Annotated in this window: 14 protein-coding genes; all 14 read left to right on the top strand. The window is 42.4% G+C overall.

Annotation, left to right across the window (positions count from 1 at the left end):
• The first annotated feature begins 7 nt into the window (after positions 1-7).
• Positions 8-1,822, top strand: a complete 1,815-nt coding sequence (locus EWE74_RS17105; RefSeq protein WP_239018696.1) for an arylsulfatase — start codon at positions 8-10, stop codon at positions 1,820-1,822.
• A gap of 68 nt (positions 1,823-1,890) precedes the next feature.
• A complete protein-coding gene (locus tag EWE74_RS17110) occupies positions 1,891-3,300 on the top strand; it encodes an arylsulfatase B (RefSeq protein WP_130142883.1) in 1,410 nt (469 codons plus the stop codon).
• Between the two features lie 8 nt (positions 3,301-3,308).
• The gene (locus EWE74_RS17115) at positions 3,309-4,733 is read left to right on the top strand and encodes a sulfatase family protein (RefSeq protein ID WP_130142884.1); all 1,425 of its coding nucleotides are present in this window, start codon (positions 3,309-3,311) and stop codon (positions 4,731-4,733) included.
• The gene (locus tag EWE74_RS17120) at positions 4,676-5,050 is read left to right on the top strand and encodes a hypothetical protein (protein ID WP_165384757.1); all 375 of its coding nucleotides are present in this window, start codon (positions 4,676-4,678) and stop codon (positions 5,048-5,050) included. Before EWE74_RS17115 ends, EWE74_RS17120 begins: the two co-directional genes overlap by 58 nt.
• Positions 5,019-6,527, top strand: a complete 1,509-nt coding sequence (locus EWE74_RS17125; RefSeq protein ID WP_165384758.1) for a sulfatase family protein — start codon at positions 5,019-5,021, stop codon at positions 6,525-6,527. Before EWE74_RS17120 ends, EWE74_RS17125 begins: the two co-directional genes overlap by 32 nt.
• A 28-nt stretch (positions 6,528-6,555) precedes the next feature.
• The gene (locus tag EWE74_RS17130; RefSeq protein ID WP_206365290.1) at positions 6,556-8,103 is read left to right on the top strand and encodes a sulfatase family protein; all 1,548 of its coding nucleotides are present in this window, start codon (positions 6,556-6,558) and stop codon (positions 8,101-8,103) included.
• A 5-nt stretch (positions 8,104-8,108) separates the two neighbouring features.
• Positions 8,109-9,620 (top strand): sulfatase family protein, encoded by a 1,512-nt coding sequence (locus tag EWE74_RS17135; RefSeq protein WP_130142887.1) that lies wholly within the window; start codon positions 8,109-8,111, stop codon positions 9,618-9,620.
• A gap of 49 nt (positions 9,621-9,669) precedes the next feature.
• Positions 9,670-11,283: an arylsulfatase gene (locus EWE74_RS17140; RefSeq protein ID WP_130142888.1), complete on the top strand. Its 1,614-nt coding sequence runs from the start codon at positions 9,670-9,672 to the stop codon at positions 11,281-11,283.
• Positions 11,284-12,693 (top strand): sulfatase family protein, encoded by a 1,410-nt coding sequence (locus tag EWE74_RS17145; RefSeq protein ID WP_130142889.1) that lies wholly within the window; start codon positions 11,284-11,286, stop codon positions 12,691-12,693.
• Between the two features lie 51 nt (positions 12,694-12,744).
• On the top strand, positions 12,745-14,403 hold the full coding sequence (locus tag EWE74_RS17150; RefSeq protein ID WP_206365291.1) for a sulfatase family protein: 1,659 nt from the start codon (positions 12,745-12,747) through the stop codon (positions 14,401-14,403).
• A 102-nt stretch (positions 14,404-14,505) separates the two neighbouring features.
• On the top strand, positions 14,506-15,606 hold the full coding sequence (locus tag EWE74_RS17155; protein WP_165384759.1) for a formylglycine-generating enzyme family protein: 1,101 nt from the start codon (positions 14,506-14,508) through the stop codon (positions 15,604-15,606).
• Between the two features lie 35 nt (positions 15,607-15,641).
• The gene (locus EWE74_RS17160; RefSeq protein WP_165384760.1) at positions 15,642-17,177 is read left to right on the top strand and encodes a sulfatase; all 1,536 of its coding nucleotides are present in this window, start codon (positions 15,642-15,644) and stop codon (positions 17,175-17,177) included.
• Positions 17,178-17,199: 22 nt separating this feature from the next.
• A complete protein-coding gene (locus EWE74_RS17165; RefSeq protein WP_130142892.1) occupies positions 17,200-18,147 on the top strand; it encodes a DUF4350 domain-containing protein in 948 nt (315 codons plus the stop codon).
• A 416-nt stretch (positions 18,148-18,563) separates the two neighbouring features.
• Positions 18,564-21,611 carry a SusC/RagA family TonB-linked outer membrane protein gene (locus EWE74_RS17170; RefSeq protein ID WP_130142893.1) on the top strand — a complete coding sequence of 1,016 codons (3,048 nt, stop codon included), beginning with the start codon at positions 18,564-18,566 and terminating at the stop codon, positions 21,609-21,611.
• Positions 21,612-21,616 lie beyond the last annotated feature (5 nt).

The raw sequence follows: 21,616 nt of genomic DNA on the forward strand, positions 1-21,616 counted from the left end.
TGTAAACATGAATCAAATGAAATTGACACGCAACAACAAAAAGAGATTCGGAATTTTATGGTTGGCCTGTTTGGTAAATTGTGTTGTCTTTGCACAGCATAGCCCCACTTCTCCTTTCAAAGGAAAGATAGGTAAAACAATTGCGGAAACACAAGAATCATATTCGCAGATTAACCCACAAGCGCAGGTGGGTTCACCCAACGTGGTTTGGATATTAATTGACGATATCGGATATGGTGCCAGTACGGCTTTCGGTGGACTTATCGAAACACCGACGTTTGATCGACTTGCAAACGCTGGTCTCCGCTATACAAACTGGCATACGGCTGCCTTCTGTGCACCTACACGTGCCGCTCTGCTAACGGGTTGTAATCCTCATACTGTACATTTCGGCTTTTTTGCAAATAACTCATATGGTACACCGGGCTACGACGGATATTTACCTTTTGAACATGCGACGATCGCCGAAGTATTGAGGGAAAACGGATATAATACATATGCCGTAGGGAAATATCACCTCACTTCCCCTTCGGATGTTACAGCCGCTGGGCCGTTCAACCGTTGGCCAACCGGCAGGGGCTTTGATCGCTTTTACGGGTATACCCCATCTGCCGGTGCAGGGGATCAATGGAATCCTATCATATACCGAAATACGCATCTGGAACCAAAAGATCCCCAAGGACGACATTTTACGGAATTGATTACCAATGAAGCGCTACATTATATTTCCGAACAAAAAGAGGCAGATCCCAACAAGCCATTCTTCCTGTATTATGCTCCCGGCGCGGCTCACGGCCCACATCAGGTCTCTAGGGAATGGATTGATAAGTATAAGGGAAAATTCGACAAAGGTTGGGACTGGTATCGGGAAGAGGTATTAGCGCGTCAGAAAAAACTTGGTGTAGTACCGCAAAACACACAACTTCCACCGCAAAACCCAGGGATCGAGCCTTGGGACAATCTGACTGAAGACAGGAAAAAACTGGCACTGCGTCACATAGAAGCTTATGCAGGATTCGTATCCCATACAGACCATGAAATCGGACGTATAGTCGACTACCTCGAAGAAATAAATCAACTAGACAACACGCTTATTGTGGTTATGATCGGGGATAATGGGGCAACTTCCGCAGGAGGGGATAATGGACGTGTTTTACCTCCGAAACAGTATACTTCTCAAGAACGTTTCGATCGCGACCTCTCGGCTATCGACAATATCGGTTCCGCGGAAACCAAACCGATGTATCCGGCCGGTTGGGCTGCGGCTACAAATACACCATTTAGGTATTATAAGGGGAACCCGATATGGGAAGGGGGAACACGTGACCCGTTGATTATCTTTTATCCAAAAAAGATCAAAGAAAATGGGATCCGGACACAATACTCCTATGTCAGTGATATATTGCCCACAACGATAGAGCTCACCGGAGCTAAGATACCAGAGATTATCAACGGCTATTCCCAAAAGCCAGCCGATGGCATTAGTCTAGCTTATTCCATTGAGAACCCTGACGCTCCCGAACGCCATACCCTCCAATACCATGAAATGACAGGTTCGTATGCCGTATATAAAGATGGCTGGAAAGCACTTTTTCCGAACAACGTTAAAAACAGAGCAGAAGATCCCTCAACCACTTATTTATTCAATCTAAAGGAAGATTTCAATGAAATACAGAATTTGTCAAAGAAATACCCTGGAAAAGTGATCGAATTGCAGAAAGTATTTGAGGAAGAAGCTTGGAAATACAATGTCTATCCACTAAAGAATAAATGGGAAAATACGAATCCTAATCTTAAAAAGAATAAAACAATAAATAGGTAAAATGCCATTGGGCAAAAAAATCGAAGAAGTTAAACCGTTGTAATATTTAACTGGCGTTATAATTCACTATGAAGAACATTCCGAATTATCTAAAGCAAATCGTGCTGTTACTACCATTGATAATGTTTAATAAAGCTTTTGGTCAGGTGAGTAAGAAGCCGAATATTGTCATAATAGTCGCGGATGATTTGGGCTGGAATGATGTAGGCTTTCGTAATCCGGATATTATTTCGCCGAATCTAGATGATTTAGCATCAAAAGGTGTTGAACTTTCCCGATTCTACGTTGCCTCTATCTGTAGTCCCACACGTGCCGGATTGTTGACAGGTAAATATCCCGACCGATTTGGTATCAGGGATAATGTTATTCGTCCAAATTTTGTTGGGGGCCTGCCTTTGGAAGAGCAGACACTTGCCGATATATTGGCACATGCAGGATATCCAAACCGGGGAGCGTTTGGAAAGTGGCATTTGGGACATTCGGATACGCGCTATCATCCACTCAACAGAGGTTTCACTACATTTTATGGGCATTACAATGGTGCGCTTGACTATTTTTCTCATGAAAGGGAAGGACAGGTAGACTGGCACATGGATTTTGAACCAAGTAAAGACATCGGATATACGGTAGATTTGGTATCAAATGAAGCATCTCGCTTTATTTCCAAATCTGCAAAAGAAGGAAAACCTTTTCTAGCATATGTGGCCTTTAATGGTGTACATGGCCCCTTGCAGGCCAAAGCTGAAGATTTATTAGTTAACGGTTTTGACCCCACAAAAGGCGTGCATGGCGATCAGCAAACGATTCATGGAAAGGGGAATGACATCAGACAGACATTTAAAGCTTTGGTAACAAGTTTGGATAGAGGGGTAGGACATATTCTCAGCACGATCGAGCAGGCAGACATCGCTGATAATACGATTATTTGGTTTTTAAGTGACAATGGAGGTACACCCAAAGTAGGGGGGAGCAATCTACCTTTGCGTGGCAACAAAAACACAGAATGGGAGGGTGGCGTAAGGAGTACATCGTTGGTCTATTGGAAAGGGAAGGTGGAAGGAGGAAAGCAGATAGACCAAGTACTCTCTTTTGTAGATGTCGTGCCTACTATTGGTTTTTTGGCAGGCGCCGAACTTCCGCCGAATTTGGATGGCGTCAATATACAACCTGCATTAGAAGGAAAAGCGATAGATAGCCGGGTGCTTTTTCTTGGCAGAGAAGCGCTCGTTGCCGACAATTGGAAGGTGAACAAAGGTGAGCTTTTCAATCTTGATACCGATCCCTATGAAAAAGAGGATGTCGCCAAACAAAACCCCAATGTCTTTAAGAAGCTAGACGCTTGCCTAAAAGAATTTCAAAAGATAGTGTTGCCTTTTTCCTTATTGAAACAGCCCGACCATTGGCAACCTCCGGTGGACTGGAAAGTGCCGGATTTTAAGACCACAGACAAAAGTAATGTACCACAACCCGTAAAATAATAGCGCTTATGAACCGTATTTTCGAATTTAAAAATTATCTTGTCCTGTTCCTCTCTCTAGCGTTATTCCAACATATTCAGGCACAGTCCACAAAGCAACCTAATATCATCTTTATCATATCAGATGATCATAGTTTTCCATTTTTGGGCGCTTATGGTCATCCCGATTTGCGCACACCGAACATCGATCTTTTGGCCAAAGAAGGGATCTTATTTAACAAGGCTTATACCACTGCACCGCAATGTGTGCTATCGAGGGCATCACTCATGACAGGCCGGTCAGTGGTAGACATTAGAATGACGCGCTTCTCGGCTCCTCTTCCGACAGATATTGTCAGTTATCCAGAACTGTTGCGAGAAGCAGGTTATTATACCGGGTTAAGTGGGAGAGGTTTTCATTTAGATGGCTCTAGAACTCCTCCCGAAACAGAGCGTGTTTTTGAAGAGCATAACCTACGGACATTCCAGAAGCGTGTGGATTTTATTAAATCTGGAGGAGACAAGCAAGTTTTGGGAATATTTAATGAATTTATTCAACAAGTCCCGAAAGGGAAGCCCTTTTTTCTTCAGGTCGGTTACAGTGATCCTCATAGAATTTTTAATGCGACAGCATATGAGCCTGATCCGGCAAACATTAGCGTACCCGAAGATATGCCCAACATACCGGAACTTCGCAACGATTTGGCGGGATATTATGGAGAAATACAGCGTTTGGATGACCATGTCGGCTTATTGCTGCAAGCTATAGATGACCACGGACTCCGTGAGAACACTTTGGTCATTTTTATAGGAGACAATGGGGGCGCACTTTTGAGGGGCAAAGGAACGCTGTATGATCGTGGCATTCATGTTCCCCTACTCGCAAGATGGCCCGGAAAGATCAAGCCGGGTAGCGTATCGGATGCGTTAATCTCTGGTGAAGATATCGCGCCTACTTTCCTGTCCGCGGCAGGAGTCCAAATTCCAGAAAATGTAACAGGGAAAAGTATCCTGCCTGTCTTTTCTGATCCTAATAACAGTATCAGAGAGTATGTTTTTGCCCAAAGAGGAGCGCACGGATCTGGACTTCCCACCAATAGTTCTAACTTCGATCTGGGTAGAACAGTTTTTTCGAAAAACTATAAGTTAATTTATAATGCATTATGGCAGTTGCCATATCATCCTGTAGATTTTGCAAACAGACCGTTTTGGCAAAAACTGACAGAATTACAAGCTAGAGGAGAGCTAGACGAAAGATTTTCTAAGCTGTTTTTTTCGGGACACCGTCCGATTTTTGAACTTTTTGATCTTAACAAAGATCCGTACGAATATGAAAACCTGATTGGTCAACCGCAATTTGCAGAAGAGGAGAAAGTATTAAAAGCAAAACTACAGGAGTGGATGATCCTAAATCAAGATTATTTACCATTGCCAGTACCTCCATCTGCAAGGTAGTATACAGTAACCAGAAAAATGTTGAACGGCAAAACCTTATACATCATTCTAGTAAAGGGATATTTGCGATTAGGCAGGGCAAATGGAAATTTATAGATAGCGATGGTGGGGGCGGATGGTCAAACATTAAAGAGGAAACTCCTGGGCAATTGTATAATTTGGAGGAAGATATCGAGGAGCGCGTAAACCTTTATGACAAATATCCTGATATCGTAAAAGAGTTAAAAACAAATTTGGAACAGATAAAAGAACAGGGTTACAGTATCATTCATGAAAAAAATGATCATGAAAAAAAGAATTATCGTTACTATCACTAGTTTATTTGCTTGGGCATGTTCCTGTTACGGGCAATTGCCCACGGAAGCAAACGGTGCTACCAATCGTTTGAACGTGCTTATTTTTACCGCCGATGATTTGGACCGCAACTCTTTAGGTGTTTACGGCTCTCAAGTGCCAGATATAACACCGAATATTGATCGCTTTGCAAATGAATCACTTCGTTTCGATCATGCTTTTGTGAATTCCGCAATCTGTGCGCCAAGCCGAGCGATTCTAGCTACCGGACTTTACGCACACAATAGCGGTGTAAATGGGTTTTATAAAATTAAAGATGACCACAAAGTACCGCTTATTATGGAAATTTTGAGAGAGCATCATTATGCTTTGGGAGTTTTGGGAAAAGCCGAACACGCTACACCCAAAGATAATTTTGAGTGGGATTATATTTTCGACCAGGCTGATCTGGGGAACGGGAGAAGCCCTGCCCTGTACTATGAACGAACGAAGACTTTCCTGTCGGAACGCAAAGAAGATAACAAACCCTTTTTCCTTCTGGTTAATTCACATGATCCTCACCGCCCTTATTTCAATCCCGATCTCCCGTTGGATCATGGTGAAGAAAGACCATCGAGAATCTATAGCCCGGAAGAAATCTCCGTGCCGGGTTTTCTCCCTGATCTTCCTGGCGTCAGGGAGGAACTAAGTCATTATTTTAACTCTACACGTCGCTTGGACGATACATTTGGTACTGTATTACAAGCTTTAAAGGAATCGGGACTTGCTGAAAACACCGTGGTGATTTTCCTGTCAGATAATGGGATCGCCATGCCTTTTGCAAAAGCTAATACCTATCATGCCAGCAATAGAACGCCTTTTTTAGTGTATTGGCCAGGTGTCACAAAGGCAGCAAGTGTCAATGACTGGGATTTCATTTCCACGGTGGACCTTGTACCGACATTACTGGAGGGACTCGGGATACCTCTACTCTCCACAGACGGACAGTCTTTCTTCCCGTTATTAAAAGATGGTCAACAACCAGATAGGGATAGAATATTTGCACAGATTGATTATAAAGCAGGTGGAGGTCCAACGCCGATGCGCAGTATCCATACGAAGCGGTATACTTACATCTTCAATGCTTGGTCTGATGGGGAGCGGGTCTATTCCAATAACAATGAAGGCTTAACGTTAAAATCAATGAAAGAAGCGGCCGAAAGCGATAAAGCTATAGCAGAACGCGTTAATCTCTATCATTTCCGGATATCAGAAGAACTGTACGATCTGGAAAACGACCCTGATGGGCTCCATAATCTAATCGATGACCCCGAATCCGCAATTTTGGCAACGGAATTTAGAAAAAGTCTGGAACAATGGATGATCCAAACGAACGATCCATTGGTCCCGGTTTATCAAAATAGACACAAACCAGAATTAGCGAACAGAGCGTTCTATAGAATTTACCCGGGTGCCGAAGAATTGGATAAAAATAAAGCAAGATATAGTGAAGGAAGATGAGATTAGGATTACATTAATTGAACATACAATGTTGAAACAATCATTTTTTATCAAAAGAACAGCGTCCATACTATTACTGGTGACGATCAGTTCAATGGTTTCATTTGGCCAATCAAATACAAAGCCCAATATCATTTTTATTCTGGCCGATGATCTGGGGTATGGAGATCTAAGTGTTTACGGCGGAAAGGTGCAGACGCCTAACATAGACAGGTTAGCACACAATGGTATTCTTTTTACAAACGGACATTCGTCTGCTGCCACCTGTACCCCCTCAAGGTACTCATTGGTAACGGGAGAATATGCATGGCGGAAACAGGGTACAGGCATCGCTAGAGGAAACGCATCTCTTATTATTGATCCCGAACGGACCACCATAGCAGATATTTTCCATAAAGCGGGCTACACAAATGCGGTAATAGGTAAATGGCACTTGGGATTAGGACCGGAAGAAGGCCCAGACTGGAATAGAGATGTCAAGCCGGGACCGTTGGAATTGGGCTTTGATTATTCCTTTATCATTCCGGCAACGGGAGACCGCGTTCCTTGCGTATTTGTCGAAAACCATCGCGTCGCGAACTTAGATACGAAAGATCCCATCACAGTTTCTTATGACGAACCGATCCCAGATGAACCGACCTATGAAAACAATCCCGAACTGATCAAAGTGCAATCCTCACACGGACACAATCAGGCAATCGTAAATGGGATAGGTAGGATCGGGTATATGAAAGGAGGACAGTCTGCGCTGTGGGATGATAAAAACATAGCAGCCGTACTGGCCGCTAAGGCATCTGCATTTCTCGAGACCAATATGTCGACTCCATTTTTTCTCTATTTCGCCACACACGATATACATGTTCCGCGTACTCCACACACAAAATTTCTGGGCAAAAGCGGACTAGGCGTAAGAGGTGATGCCATCTTACAGTTGGACTGGACAGTAGGCCAGATCACAAAAACCTTGGATCACCTTGGTTTAGCTCAAAAAACCCTGATCATCTTCAGCAGTGACAATGGCCCTGTTTTGGATGATGGATATGTAGACGAAGCTGTGGAAAAATTAGGTGATCACCAACCGGCAGGGGCATTAAGGGGTAACAAATACAGCGTTTTCGAGGGCGGAACTCGGGTTCCCTTAATCATATCCTGGCCGGGGGTTACTGCGCCAAGAACAGAATCTGATGCTTTGGTCGGGCAGATCGATTTCTTCTCATCATTTGCCAGTCTTGTTGACCAGCAACTTGTCGAGGGAGATGCACCGGACAGCGAAAATGTGATTGAAGCATTCTTGGGACAGTCTAAAACTGGGAGAACGGAACTGGTAAAACAAGCAGGAGCGCTGGCGATAATAAAAGGTGACTGGAAATTCATTGAATCTGCGAGAACCGCGAATTCAAACAGGCAAAAAGAACTTGGAAGATCGACCGAACCGCAGCTGTATAATCTTAAGAATGATATTGGCGAAACCACAAATTTGGCGACAGAAAATCCAGAAATCGTTGAATCGTTGGGAAACCTACTAGATTCGATAAAGGTAAGCAGCCATGCTAGTCAAACTAATAATTTTAATTAGAACTTATGAACTGGAAGTGTATTTTTTTATTTTGCTGCATCAGTTTATCACTGCCGGTTATGGGGTGTTCACAGACTGCTGCCCCCAAAAAGCCAAATATTGTTTTCTTTTTAGCCGATGATCTAGGCTACGGAGATATTGGGGTAAATAATCCTAAATCAAGAATACCCACCCCAAATATTGATAAACTTGCCGGTCAGGGGATGCGGTTTACAGATGCACACTGCGTGGGGGCATTATGTGCACCGTCGCGATTTGGCTTGCTGACAGGAAGAGATGCTGCAAGCTGGAAGAATTTTAATAATATAGAAGGAGAAGCATGGGACTGTAAAACAATGCCACAAATGCTTAAAGAGCGAGGATATTATACTTCCATAGTGGGGAAGTGGCATTATGGCGTTTTATTCGAAGGCGAAGATGGACGTTGGGGTTATGTGAACCCTATTAGCGGACGCTTTCCCAAACCGTCCGACAACTGGAAACTGGATGCGCCGACTAGATTGGGGCCATTGGACAGGGGCTTTGATTATTTCTTTGGCACGCCTATACAACCCGGAAATAAATGGTATGCCAATATGGAGGGAAGAACTTTAGTCGGAAATGTAATATTAGAGGAGGATAAACCTGTTTCTGATGAGTTTATACATCAGGATTGGCTAAAGCAGATAACGGACAAAGCTAAAGAACAAATTAAAATAGGTGCTTCCAGAGAGGAACCTTTCTTTCTATATTTTCCGATCAACTCCCCTCATAAACCGATTATTCCGGATGAAGAATTTAGAGGAGTGACAGGGATTGGAAAGTACGGAGACTTTGTACATCAGGTGGATTGGTGTGTAGGCGAAATATTAAAAGCGGTGGATGATACGGGCATTTCAGATAATACAATATTTATTTTCGCAAGCGACAATGGCTCCTTCTATTATCCGGGATCAAGAAATAGTAATCGGGAAGATGAAGATGAGCTAAAGATCAATGGACATAAGGCAAATGGGATTTATAAAGCGGGAAAAGGATCTTCGGAAGAAGGAGGGCACAGGATTCCCTATATCGTTCGCTGGCCAGGCCATATAAAAGCGGGTTCCGTTTCAAATCAGCTGGTTTCGTTAGCGGATCATTTCGCCACTTTTGCATCCATTACTGGCTACCATTTAAAAGAAACGGAAGCCTTGGATTCTTGGGATATTTCGCCGATATGGAAAGGAGAAGTTACCAATGAAAAGATTGACCGTACGTTATTCCATTTAAACGGGAATCCCGAAGTAGTTGCTGTGCGGCATGGAAAATGGAAGCTGATCCCTGAATGTTATTACAAATCTAGGAGTAAGCAAGACGACGAGCCAGAAAGAATACGAATACCGGCTCAGCTCTATGATTTAAGTAGTGATCCTGGAGAGAAAGAGAATATACACGATTTACATCCAGTTATTGTAAAAGATTTAACCGACCGGTTGAATCTTTATCAGAAAGCTAAACATAATGCTCCTCATATTAAAAATGGAACTATCAAATTATAAAGTGCCGCAAAAACCAGATTATTACATCAATAATATAAGTATTTAAACCATGAAAAAATTGAGAATTACCATTTTATTTCTGACATTTCTGCTTTTAACCCGTACAACTATTGCGCAGGAAGCGCCGCCAAATATTATTGTCATTTTGGTAGATGATCTTGGCTTCTCTGATCTGGGCTGTTATGGCGGGGAGATTCCAACGCCTAATATTGATCGACTAGCTGCACAGGGACTCCGTTTTACTAATTTTTATAATGCGGCACGATGTTGTCCTTCAAGAGCGGCATTATTGACAGGGGTATATCCACATCAAGCGGGCATCGGACACATGATGAACGATCGAGGAGCAGAACATCCAGGTTATCGCGGACATCTAAATGATCAAACCGTAACTATTGCCGATGTATTGGGTCAAGCAGGTTATTTCACAGCCATGACTGGTAAATGGCATGTGGGTCATGCTCATGGTATCATTCCGACAACACGGGGTTTTGACCGGTCTCTTTATGCACCGGCTGGGGGCTTTTATTACGGAGATGGAAAGAATGCTAAGTTATTTCTCAATGGACAACCTATAGAAAACGATTCCCCCTTATTACCTAAAAATTGGTATTCCACAGACTTATGGACAACAGCTGGTCTCCAATTTATCGATGAAGCGCTTCAAGAAGACAAGCCTTTTCTCCTCTATTTAGCACATAATGCTCCCCATTTCCCCTTACAGGCACCTTCTGAAGAAATAGAAAAATTCAAAGGGAAATACTTGGCTGGGTGGGAGAAATTACGGGAAGAGCGATACAAACGTCAATTGGAGCTGGGAGTTATCGATTCTTCTTGGAAGCTTCCTCCATTTAATCCAAAGGTTCCTAAATGGAATAGTTTAACCACAGAAGAAAAAGAGCGATATGACCATATTATGGCCATTTTTGCAGCTGTCGTATCGAGACTAGATAAAAGCATTGGTGATTTGGTGGAAGGATTAAAGAAACGTCATGTGCTTGAAAATACAATAATTGTTTTTTTTTCGGATAATGGCGGCAATCCAGAACCGGGCGCAGAGGCCCGTTATGAGGGCGAATATCCCGGATCTTCCCAATCCTCCGTCTTTCTCGGACAAGGATGGGCAGAACTTGGTTGTACACCTTTCTGGGCATATAAGCACCACACCCATGAAGGTGGTATATCATCGCCGACCATCGTTCATTGGCCAAAAGGTATTCCAACGGCACGGCGTGGATTGTTTGAACGTCAATCTGCCCATATTACCGATATTCTTGCCACTGTGGCCGACCTCGGTCAAGCAACTTATCCACAATCTTACCGGGATAATCAGGTTATACCCGCGGTGGGAGTTAGTTTGATCCCCGCCTTTTCTGGACATACAATTGATCGTGTTAACCCGATTTTTTGGGAACATGAAGGGAATAGGGCAGTACTATCCGGCAAATGGAAGTTGGTCGCCGAATGGGAAGAGGATTGGCAACTATACGATATAGAAAACGATCGTACGGAATTGCACAATCGTATACAAGAGTATCCCGAAGTTGCCGAGCAGCTCATCGCTGCATATAAAGATTGGAGTAAGAAAGTCAATGTAGAACCGTGGACTAGAGGAGTTAAATGGTTTTACGACTACGAAAAAGCAAAAAACGAAAGTAATTAAATGAAAAAAAACAGATCTAAGTTATATATACTGTCAACACATTTGTTATATGCAATTGTGGGTATATTTATTCTTCATCCTGTGTCAGCACAAGAATATACAACTGTTGGACAGGAAGAACAGCGACCCAATATCGTTATCATCATGGCTGACGACTTGGACAGCCACGAACTGAGCGCATACGGCGGCACCAATATCAATACCAAAAACATTGATCTATTGGCTAAAGAAGGACTCAAATTCAATCATTTTATTGCGTCCGAAGCTATGTGCGTGCCTACTAGAGCATCGTTATTTACTGGTCTTTATCCGGCTAAACATGGTTCTTACCAAAATCATAAGCCGGTCAATAAGGACTTAAAAAGTGTAGCGCATTATTTGAATGACCTTGGATATAGAGTTGGCTTGACGGGCAAAAATCATGTCACTCGACCATTTCCTTTCGAGATCATCCCCGGATTCGAGCCCAATTGTGTGTCAGCAACAGATGATTATTTTTTGGATAGTGTCGAAACTTTTATCAACGACAAAGAAAAGCCCTATTGCCTATTCGTGATGAGCATCAATCCACATGCACCTTGGACTGTAGGAGATCCTTCAGAATTTGATGCGAGCAAGCTTACTTTGCCTAAGCATTGGGTTGATACGGAGCTGACCCGGCAATTATTCACAAAATATCTGGCAGAAGTAAGACGCTTGGACGATCAAGTTGGCGATGTATTGGGGTTATTGGAGCGTAGTGGACAAGCCGATAATACGATCGTTATATTTTTGAGTGAGCAAGGTCCTCAATTTCCGGGAGGAAAATGGAATTTGTGGGATAATGGGCAGAAGAGTGGCATGCTTATCCGCTGGCCCGGTCGCGTCAATAGCGGAACAGAGACCAATGCCATTGCGCAGTACGAGGATATCACGCCGACTTTGATCGATATCGCTGGAGGACAACCTATTGAAAATTTGGATGGCAAAAGTTTCTTGGACGTGATCAATGGAGACATTCAGCAACACAGAAAATTTGCTTTTGGCATTCATAATAATATTCCTGAAGGACCGGCATATCCGATAAGAAGTATTCGGGACAAGGACTATAAACTGATTCTAAACTTGAGTGCCGACAGCAACTATTATGTCCGTTACATGATGAACGCCAAAAATGAGAATCTAGCTTACACCTCTTGGGTGGAAAAGGCGGCATCAGATCCTCAAGCAAAGCTTTTGGTCGAGCGTATAGCCAACCGTCCTCATGTCGAATTTTATGATTTGAAACTCGATCCGAATGAGTTAGTGAATCTGGCCAACGATCCAAAATACCAAAATAAAATCGATGAGATGAGGCACGAGTTGACCAAATGGATGGAATCTCAGGATGACAAAGGAGCAGCTATGGATGTTCCCTTTGGTAGAAAATAAAAAAGTATGCATTTTCAATTAAATAAAATATTTCTCATTTTAACTACGTTGATGACTTTCAGTATTCAACGAGGACTCGCGCAGCAGCCCAATATTGTATTGATTTTAGCGGATGACTGTAGCTCGGTGGATATTGGCGCTTATGGCAGTCCTGATTCCAGAACACCTACACTGGACCGGCTCGCCAAAGAAGGGATTTTGTTCAACAACGCCTATCAATCCACACCGGTATGTTCGCCGACTAGACAAAATCTCCTGACAGGCTTGTCTCCATTCAGATCAGGTGCTTATCCAAATCATACAGAAGTGAGAGACACCGTAAAAAGTTTGCCACATTATCTAAAACCACTCGGCTATCGGGTGGCGCTGTCCGGAAAGCGACACTTTGGCCCTTCTCAGAATTATCCGATCGAATATCTTGGTAAATTGAAGAATGATGCTGACTTTGCAAGTGTTGATACTTTCTTAAACACCGTATCCAATGAACGTCAACCTTTTTGTTTGTTGGTGTGGTCCAATGAACCGCATAGCCCGTGGAATATGGGAGATACCACACTCTTCGACAAACAACAGCTAACATTGCCTCCTATCTATCCAGATCTTACTGTGACCCGACAAGATTTTAGGGATTATCTCGCCGAGATCAATTACTTGGACGGCCAGGTAAAAAGAACTTTAGAGCTTTTAGATAAACATAACCTTTCGGACAATACCATTGTGATCTTTGCTAGCGAACAAGGAAACTCTTTCCCTTTTGCAAAGTGGACGTGCTATAATCTTGGTTTGCGATCCGCACTAATCGCCAGATGGCCAGAAAAAATTAAGCCCAATAGCGTGTCCAATGCTTTGGTCGAGTATTCGGATCTGTTGCCGACATTCATCGATATTGCTGGCGGAACACCTGTATCTGCGCTGGACGGCAGCAGTATAGTGCCGATTCTGACAGGCGAAAAAGATATACACAAACAATATACATTTGGTCAAATGACGACCCGAGGTGTCATTAATGGTTCGGATTATTACCCTATACGCTCGGTGAGCAATGGACGATACCGTTATATCCGCAATCTAGCACCAGAGGTGTCATTTCGCAATGCAGCGATCAATTCAGCACATTTTAAAGAATGGATTGAAGATGCCAAAAGTAATTCCGAGACGGCAAAATTAGTAAACAAATACCTTCAACGACCGGCAGAAGAGCTGTATGATGATCAGGAGGATCCCTACAATCAATTTAACCTGATTGATCGACCCGAATTGGAAACGGTGAAAGACGAATTGGCCGCTGAACTCAAAGAATGGATGGACTATAATGGCGATCAAGGCATTATCACCGAACTGTTGGCGCTGGAACATATGCCTAACAAACGCTCTGGATATCCTGTTTTAATTGATACAGTATTATATGCTTCGCAAGAAAGTCAAGGCATCCACATCAATGCTCCTGTAGACGGCTATTATACTTTTTATATCAAAGGTCCAGGCAGTATATCTGTTGATGGACAGGCTGTCCTGGTAGCGGCTGATGGCGTAAAAGACAAAGATAAACGTTATGCTGTGATCGGTTTACAAAAAGGAATACACACCGTGTCATTTGCAAATACGCAAGAAGACCGAATTACTTACAGTGGGCCGAGCACTTCGTTGGGGACACTGCAAAGGAATCAGATCAATAAAAAGTTGAAACAAAAACCGGTCGGCGAGGAATAAACATTTTTTTTATCTAAAAAGATGAAAATTAACATATTGTTTAGAGCATCAAAATCTTTACAAAAAAGTAACTAAAGAAGAGAAATTATAACATTAATAGATATGAAGAGATCTTATATGTCAATTATCCTAGTTCTTCCTGCTCTGTTTGGTATAATACGAAGTTCATATAACGATGATTATGCTACGACAAAAGACACAAGCGACATAGACTGCATTACGACCTGTGCGGGAAATGTGATACCATCCCGTGTCGGACTGATCAAATTAAGTCGGAAAAACCAAAAAAATATTGATATTCAGGATAATGGCAAGATGATTTTGATAAAAGGAGGTAAATTCTCAATGGGGTCATCCAATTTTCCCGATGCTCAACCTATACATGATGTAACGGTAAGCGATTTTTGGATAGACGAACATGAAGTCACCAATGCACAGTTTGCTCAATTTGTAAAAGAGACCGGATATGTTACGGTAGCAGAGCGTCCATTGGACCCAAAAGATTTTCCAGGTGTGGACCAAAGCTTGTTGGTTCCGGGATCTGCGGTCTTCACTGCGCCCGAAAATTCCAGAAACTTGTCAAATCATCTGACTTGGTGGCAGTATATATCTGGTGCCTGCTGGAATCGGCCGGAGGGACCTGGTAGTACGATTGAGGGGAAAGAAAATCATCCGGTAGTACACGTTGCACACGAAGATGCCGAGGCATATGCAAAATGGGCAGGTAAACGCCTCCCAACAGAGTCGGAATGGGAATATGCTGCAAAAGGAGCAACCCATGCTGATGAAACTTATTATTGGGGCGCTAACCTAAAAAAGGAAGATGTATGGCAGGCCAATATTTTTCAAGGAGAATTTCCCCTAAAAAACACCTTAGAGGATGGGTATGCTACAACGGCTCCTGTCAAATCATTTCCTGCCAATGGATACGGATTATATGACATGTCTGGAAATGTCTGGGAATGGTGTGCAGACTATTATCAGCCTCAGTATGTAGAAAAATACTTTATAAACCCAAAGGGCCCTGTTTCCGCCTATGATCCACAAGAACCGGGGGTGGTAAAGCGCGTACAACGTGGAGGATCTTTTTTATGTAGCGACATGTATTGTGAGCGCTACAAAGCGGGAGCTAGAGGAAAAGGTGAAATTTCGAGCTCTAGTAACCATGTCGGATTTCGCTGTGCGAAAGATGCTGCACTTTGATGTATTCTTTAAAGCCACTTCAAAATGAAAGAAATATGATAGAAAAGTTTTTATGGGTGTTACCCCTTTGTTTATGGGCTTCAATAACGTTGGGGCAAGATCTCAAACGTCCAAACATTGTCGTGTTTTTGGTGGATGATATGGGATGGCAAGATACTTCAGTTCCTTTTTGGGACAAAACTACGATACAAAATAAGCATTTTCGAACGCCGAATATGGAACGCTTGACTGCACAGGCGTACAAGTTCGTCAATGCTTATGCTAATCCATTGTGTACCCCGTCAAGAGTCAGTCTTATTACCGGAGCGAATGCCTCCCGACATCATGTCACCTCTTGGACAAAGCCTGATAAGAGCAGCCCCAATCTAAAGATAGGAGAAGTGGATTGGAACACTAACGGTGTTAGTCCTGTTCCTGGGATTCCTCACACTTTTTACGCAACAGGGCTTCCCGAAATCCTCAGGCAAAACGGATATTATACCGTGCTGAGCGGTAAGGGGCATTTTGGCCCAAAAGATACACCGGCTGCGGATCCCCGATCCTTAGGATTCGATTTAGCTATAGCGAGCGGTGAATTCAGTTATCCTGCCAGTTACTATGGTCGTAAAAGCTACGACAACGCGAGAGATGGTGCTAGTAGCAGAGCTGCGGTTAAAGATTTAGATAGTTATCATGGAACGGACATCTTTTTGACCGAAGCAATTACCCGTGAAGCATTAAAGGCAATTGATCGACCGGTAGCGAACAACCAACCATTCTTCCTTTATCTAGCGCACTACGCTGTACACACTCCGATACAAGCAGACTCCAACTATGTAACTAATTATCAAGGCAAGGGGCTTGCACCGATCGATGTGGCTTATGCTTCGTTGGTGGAAAGCATGGACAACAGCCTCGGTATTTTAATGGACCATCTCGCCAAAAAATCCATCGATGATAATACAGTAATCATATTTCTATCTGATAATGGAGGCGTGAGTATAATGCCCCGTTGGCAGGATTTCGCCGCAGGCAATCGTAATGCGCCCCTTCGTTCGGGTAAGGCGACGGTATACGAAGGGGGAATTCGTATACCTTTTTTGTTTAAAGATCCAAGACGCAAGTTAGAATCTCCCCAGGAAGTGAAACAATATGTGCAGATAGAAGATGTTTTTTCTACTGTCTTGGATATCGCAGAAGCAAGCAATCGAGATAGTATAGTACAGATCGTGGACGGTATTTCCCTATTACCTTTTGTCGAGGATCCCTCATTTGTAGATTCTAGTCGGGTTCTGTTATGGCATCTGCCGCATTACAAAGGTAATAGCGCCGGATGGAGCAGCGCGATACGAAAAGGAGAATGGAAACTGATCTATAACTACAATAAGGAGATATTATCTTTATACAACTTGACTGAAGATATTGGTGAGCAAAACGATTTAGCGGCAACATATCCACTAAAAGTGGAAGAACTAGCCTTGGCATTTTCAGAGCTCTTACAAGAGCGGGAGAGCCGTTTTCCTAAAAGGAATTCCCTAAGGAATCGGGAAATACCGTTGCCTATCGAAGTTTTTAGACAAAAAAATAAATAGTGATTTTAATAACAAATAAATCATGGTTAGAAATAGAGCAATTTATATTTTTATTGCAGTTCAATTAGTTTTTTCCTCTGCAAAAGTAAGCGGGCAACAAGTCTCCGATACGTCATTTGATCCAAAAATTGCAATACCAACCCATCCTATTGGTGAAGGTCCACGGGTTTACATTGACGAAGGCCACCATAATTTCCATACGTTGGATGGTCGTTATAGCACATTTGCAAACCTGCTTCGCGCTTACGGATATCAGGTAGATAGTCGTAAAGGAGAGATCACATTTGAAAATCTTCACGGCACAGATGTATTGGTCATCGCTAATGCCTTGAACGAATTTAATGTGAATAATTGGTCAAAACCTATTCATCAAGCTTTTTCGGGGTCTGAAATTGCTGCAATAAAATCGTGGGTAGCTCAAGGGGGATCTTTATTCCTTATTGCAGACCATATGCCATTCCCCGGTGCTGTCGATAGCCTTGCTTCAGCTTTTGGTTTTAGTGTGTTGGATGGGTTTGCACGGGATGCGGTAAAGATTGCTAAAAGAGTGGGTGGCCCCGATGTGTTTAGTATTCAAGAAGGTACTTTATCTAAACATTTAGCTGCACAAGGAAAAGATAATACACAAAATGTTGATTCTATTGCCACATTTGGTGGACAGGCATTCGAGATTCCTGATAATGCAATTTCGTTAATAACGTTGCCTGATAGATTTCATATCCTATTGCCAGATACCGCTTGGAAGTTTAGTCCATCCACACATTCTGTGAATGTAGGTGGATTTTCCCAAGGAGCTGTTTTAGAGTTTGGAAAGGGAAGGATGGCGCTATTCGGTGAGGCTGCCATGTTTTCGGCACAGTTTAGCGGAAAGGATAAGCGCCCTATGGGAATTAATCACCCAAAAGCAAAAGGTAATATTTCGTTTATAAGAAACATACTATATTGGTTAACAGTTGTGGATAAAGAGTAATGAATTTTTAGCAGATGGTAGATCTATTTTAGGACTGATCGAGTACGAAACATATTAGTTCAGAGTATGAAGTCTCTTTCTTTAAAAAAAATCTACTAAAATGGTAGTCTTTGTAAAAAAAGTTTCTACATTTGTATCGTTCGTTTCAATTGGCGTTGGCACGGCAGTATTTAAAACATTAAACAGAATATGAAGACTTTCAACCAAACCCTATCCCCGTTAACCCACAAGTACGTGGGTGTTGTCAACCTGTATAGATGCTCGCAGCAAATGCGAATGTGTTGTCACTAATTTCTCCCTCACTATATGAATGCGAAAGGGGAAGTTGACGCTTCCCCCTTTTGCTCAATAACAAATAACAAGTATTCAATTGGTCTTGGCACTTGTCTGTAATTTACTATTAAACATTCAAAACTATGAAATTTCGCAGAGTATTCCGATACTCACTTCCTATTTTTTTATTATGGGTCGCCACTATGTCGGCTCAATCCCAAGAAACCAAGCCCATTATTAATGCATCGCTCGTTGGAACCGTTATAGATGCGACAACAAAAAGTCCTATTGAAGGTGCTACGGTTCAACTGGAAGCCGTTACACATAGTGTGAAAACTGATCGTAACGGGAGGTTCTCTTTTGTAACAGGGCAGAGGTTGCCATTTAAAATCAATGTTACTTTTATAGGCTATCAGCCACAGAGCTTGGTCGTTACCTCATCGCCAGCTGTTATCGAATTGACGCCGTCTTCCCGGGATTTGGATGAGGTCGTTGTCGTGGGGTATGGTACGCAGAGCAGAAAGGGTTTGGTCGGGTCAGTATCTAAAATAGATCCTACTGATACCAAGACTATTCCAACCGGAAGTTTTGATGTCCAATTGCAAGGTAAAGCTGCCGGAGTTCAAATTAATGCAAATTCTGGGGTTCCGGGTGCTGATGTTTTTATTAGGGTAAGAGGGGCGACTTCTATCAATGCTTCCAACGACCCCTTGTACGTAATAGATGGTGTATTTGTAAATAATTCCAGTCTTCAAAATATTGATCAGGAGAGAGGGATTTCGCCATTGGCTGATATTAATCCTGCTGATATAGAAAGTGTAGAGATATTAAAAGATGCCTCTGCAGTAGCTATTTATGGATCTAGAGGAGCGAACGGTGTAGTCATTGTGACAACAAAAAGAGGTAATTATGGGCAAAAAACCAAAATAGAATTCAATGGTTCCGAGGGTGTCGGATGGTCTCCCAGTGATAGGATTTGGAAAGCTACAACAGGAGAGCAACATGCAATATTGGTCAATGAGTACAATAGAAACATGGGGAATCCGGAGCCTTTCAGAGATAAGAGCATTATAATTAACGGTGTCGCCGGTAGAGGATTGCCATCCGAACAGCCCACTTATGACCGGCTGAGCTACTTATTTCGTAATGCTAGCCTTCGCAACTATGATGTTTCTCTACTGGGCGGTAGCGAAAAAACTAAATTTTATTTTGGAGGAGGATATACCGGACAAGAATCGATATGGCGTCCAATGGGTTTAGAGCGTGGGACTGTCAAAATTAATTTGGATCATAAAATTTCCGATAAAATCACTATTGGAACTAGTAACAGCATCAGTAAAACACATCGCGATCAAGCAAGGCCGGCCAACGGGGCAAATGGAACCTTATTGCAAGCATCATTAAATATTCCTACCTATCTGCCAATTTTTGATGACGCAGGTTTACCACTTAAATGGGTAAACTTTGATAATATTTGGGTGCTTACCAGTACACAGAACTTATGGTCTAATAGTTATCACTATGTTGGTAATGTAAATTTTGATTATAAAATAACTCCCAAGCTGAGCTTTAGGTCAACATTTGGTGTAGATTATAATAATTATGAAGAAAATGAATATTGGGATACCAGAACAATTCTCGGAAATAATGGGGGGCGTGGCACACAAAGTATAACCCAGTCATCAACTGCTATTAACGAGCAAACCCTAAACTATAATGATAAAATAGGTAAGCATAGCTTTGGAGTGCTGTTGGGTAACACTTTACAGGGAATAGAAATTAAGAATGTTTCGGCTACAGGAACAAATTTCCCAAACAACTCTTATACCCAAATTTCATCTGCTGCAACACAAACTGCTTCGCAGTATAAGAACAATAGTACATTGGCTTCCTTCTTTTCACGTGTAGATTATAATTTCAATTCGAAATACTATGCAGAATTTATCATAAGGGCTGATGGTTCCTCAAAATTTGGAGAGAATAATAGATGGGGATATTTTCCGGCAATAGGTGGGGCATGGCGTATAAGCGAAGAAGATTTTATTGAGAAAATTCCGCAAATATCTAATTTAAAACTAAGGCTTAGTTATGGTATAACTGGTAACCAAGGCGGTGTTAGCGATTTTGCATCAAGAGGTTTATGGACAGGAGGTTTTGGTTATGCCGATGTAGCTGGAGGTGACGAGTTGCCCGGTACAGGTCCATTACAGATTGCCAATCCCGATTTAAAATGGGAAAGTACAGCGCAATTTAGTTCTGGATTGGACATAGGTTTGTTCAGTGACCGCTTAGGAATCGAACTGAACTACTATCGTAAATATACGAGCGATGCGCTTTTACAGGTAGCAACACCGGGTATTACAGGTTTTACCTCATACTTAACCAATTATGGCGAAATCAGCAACAATGGTTACGAAGTGTCTATTAATTCGGTGAATATTCGCAGTAGGTCATTTACTTGGAAAACAGACTTTAACATTGCTGGTAATAAAAACACCATCGAAAAGATACCTGCCGATATTCCTTTTGCAGGACGGGATTTAATCCGTTTACAACAGGGCAACTCGTTATATGCTTACTGGTTATATAAACAAATAGGCGTAGATCCTAGCACGGGAGATGTAATTTTTGACGATTACAACAAAGATGGAAAAATAGATGCAGAGGACAGACAGATTTTAGGAAGTACTTGGCCTAAGTTTTTCGGAGGAATAAGTAACAACTTTACCTATAAGGATTTCGATTTGTCAGCATTTTTTGTTTACTCTTACGGCAATTCCATCTGGAACCACAATCGTATGCTTGGGGAAACAGGTGGTACGCTTGATGCCGGACGGGTATTGTTGGCCAGCCAATTTGATAGATGGACCACCCCGGGACAAATTACAGAAATTCCAAGGTTAACCGCCGCAAATTACGCTCGCCAAGAGAATAGTCGCTTTTTTGAAGATGCTTCATATCTGCGTTTACGCTCATTGACTTTTGGGTATACACTGCCAAAATCATTTACACAACGGGCCAAAATTAACAAAGTACGTTTGTATGTAACGGGTAACAACCTTTTAATATTTACCAAGTATACAGGTGCCGATCCGGAAACGAATTTGGGAACACAGAACATACAAGGTTATGATTATGATACCCCACCACAACCTCGTACTGTACAGTTTGGTTTAAATGTTTCATTATAAAAATC

The sequence above is a fragment of the Sphingobacterium corticibacterium genome (assembly GCF_004208525.1).
GTDB lineage: Bacteria > Bacteroidota > Bacteroidia > Sphingobacteriales > Sphingobacteriaceae > Sphingobacterium > Sphingobacterium corticibacterium.

Excerpts from the sequence above, each read along its gene's own strand:
- EWE74_RS17135 (WP_130142887.1), top strand. The coding sequence starts at position 8,109 with ATGAACTGGAAGTGTATTTTTTTATTTTGCTGCATCAGTTTATCACTG.
- EWE74_RS17170 (WP_130142893.1), top strand. The coding sequence starts at position 18,564 with ATGAAATTTCGCAGAGTATTCCGATACTCACTTCCTATTTTTTTATTA.
- EWE74_RS17105 (WP_239018696.1), top strand. The coding sequence starts at position 8 with ATGAATCAAATGAAATTGACACGCAACAACAAAAAGAGATTCGGAATT.
- EWE74_RS17125 (WP_165384758.1), top strand. The coding sequence starts at position 5,019 with ATGAAAAAAAGAATTATCGTTACTATCACTAGTTTATTTGCTTGGGCA.
- EWE74_RS17115 (WP_130142884.1), top strand. The coding sequence starts at position 3,309 with ATGAACCGTATTTTCGAATTTAAAAATTATCTTGTCCTGTTCCTCTCT.
- EWE74_RS17165 (WP_130142892.1), top strand. The coding sequence starts at position 17,200 with ATGGTTAGAAATAGAGCAATTTATATTTTTATTGCAGTTCAATTAGTT.
- EWE74_RS17110 (WP_130142883.1), top strand. The coding sequence starts at position 1,891 with ATGAAGAACATTCCGAATTATCTAAAGCAAATCGTGCTGTTACTACCA.
- EWE74_RS17130 (WP_206365290.1), top strand. The coding sequence starts at position 6,556 with ATGTTGAAACAATCATTTTTTATCAAAAGAACAGCGTCCATACTATTA.
- EWE74_RS17150 (WP_206365291.1), top strand. The coding sequence starts at position 12,745 with ATGACTTTCAGTATTCAACGAGGACTCGCGCAGCAGCCCAATATTGTA.
- EWE74_RS17145 (WP_130142889.1), top strand. The coding sequence starts at position 11,284 with ATGAAAAAAAACAGATCTAAGTTATATATACTGTCAACACATTTGTTA.
- EWE74_RS17160 (WP_165384760.1), top strand. The coding sequence starts at position 15,642 with ATGATAGAAAAGTTTTTATGGGTGTTACCCCTTTGTTTATGGGCTTCA.
- EWE74_RS17140 (WP_130142888.1), top strand. The coding sequence starts at position 9,670 with ATGAAAAAATTGAGAATTACCATTTTATTTCTGACATTTCTGCTTTTA.
- EWE74_RS17155 (WP_165384759.1), top strand. The coding sequence starts at position 14,506 with ATGAAGAGATCTTATATGTCAATTATCCTAGTTCTTCCTGCTCTGTTT.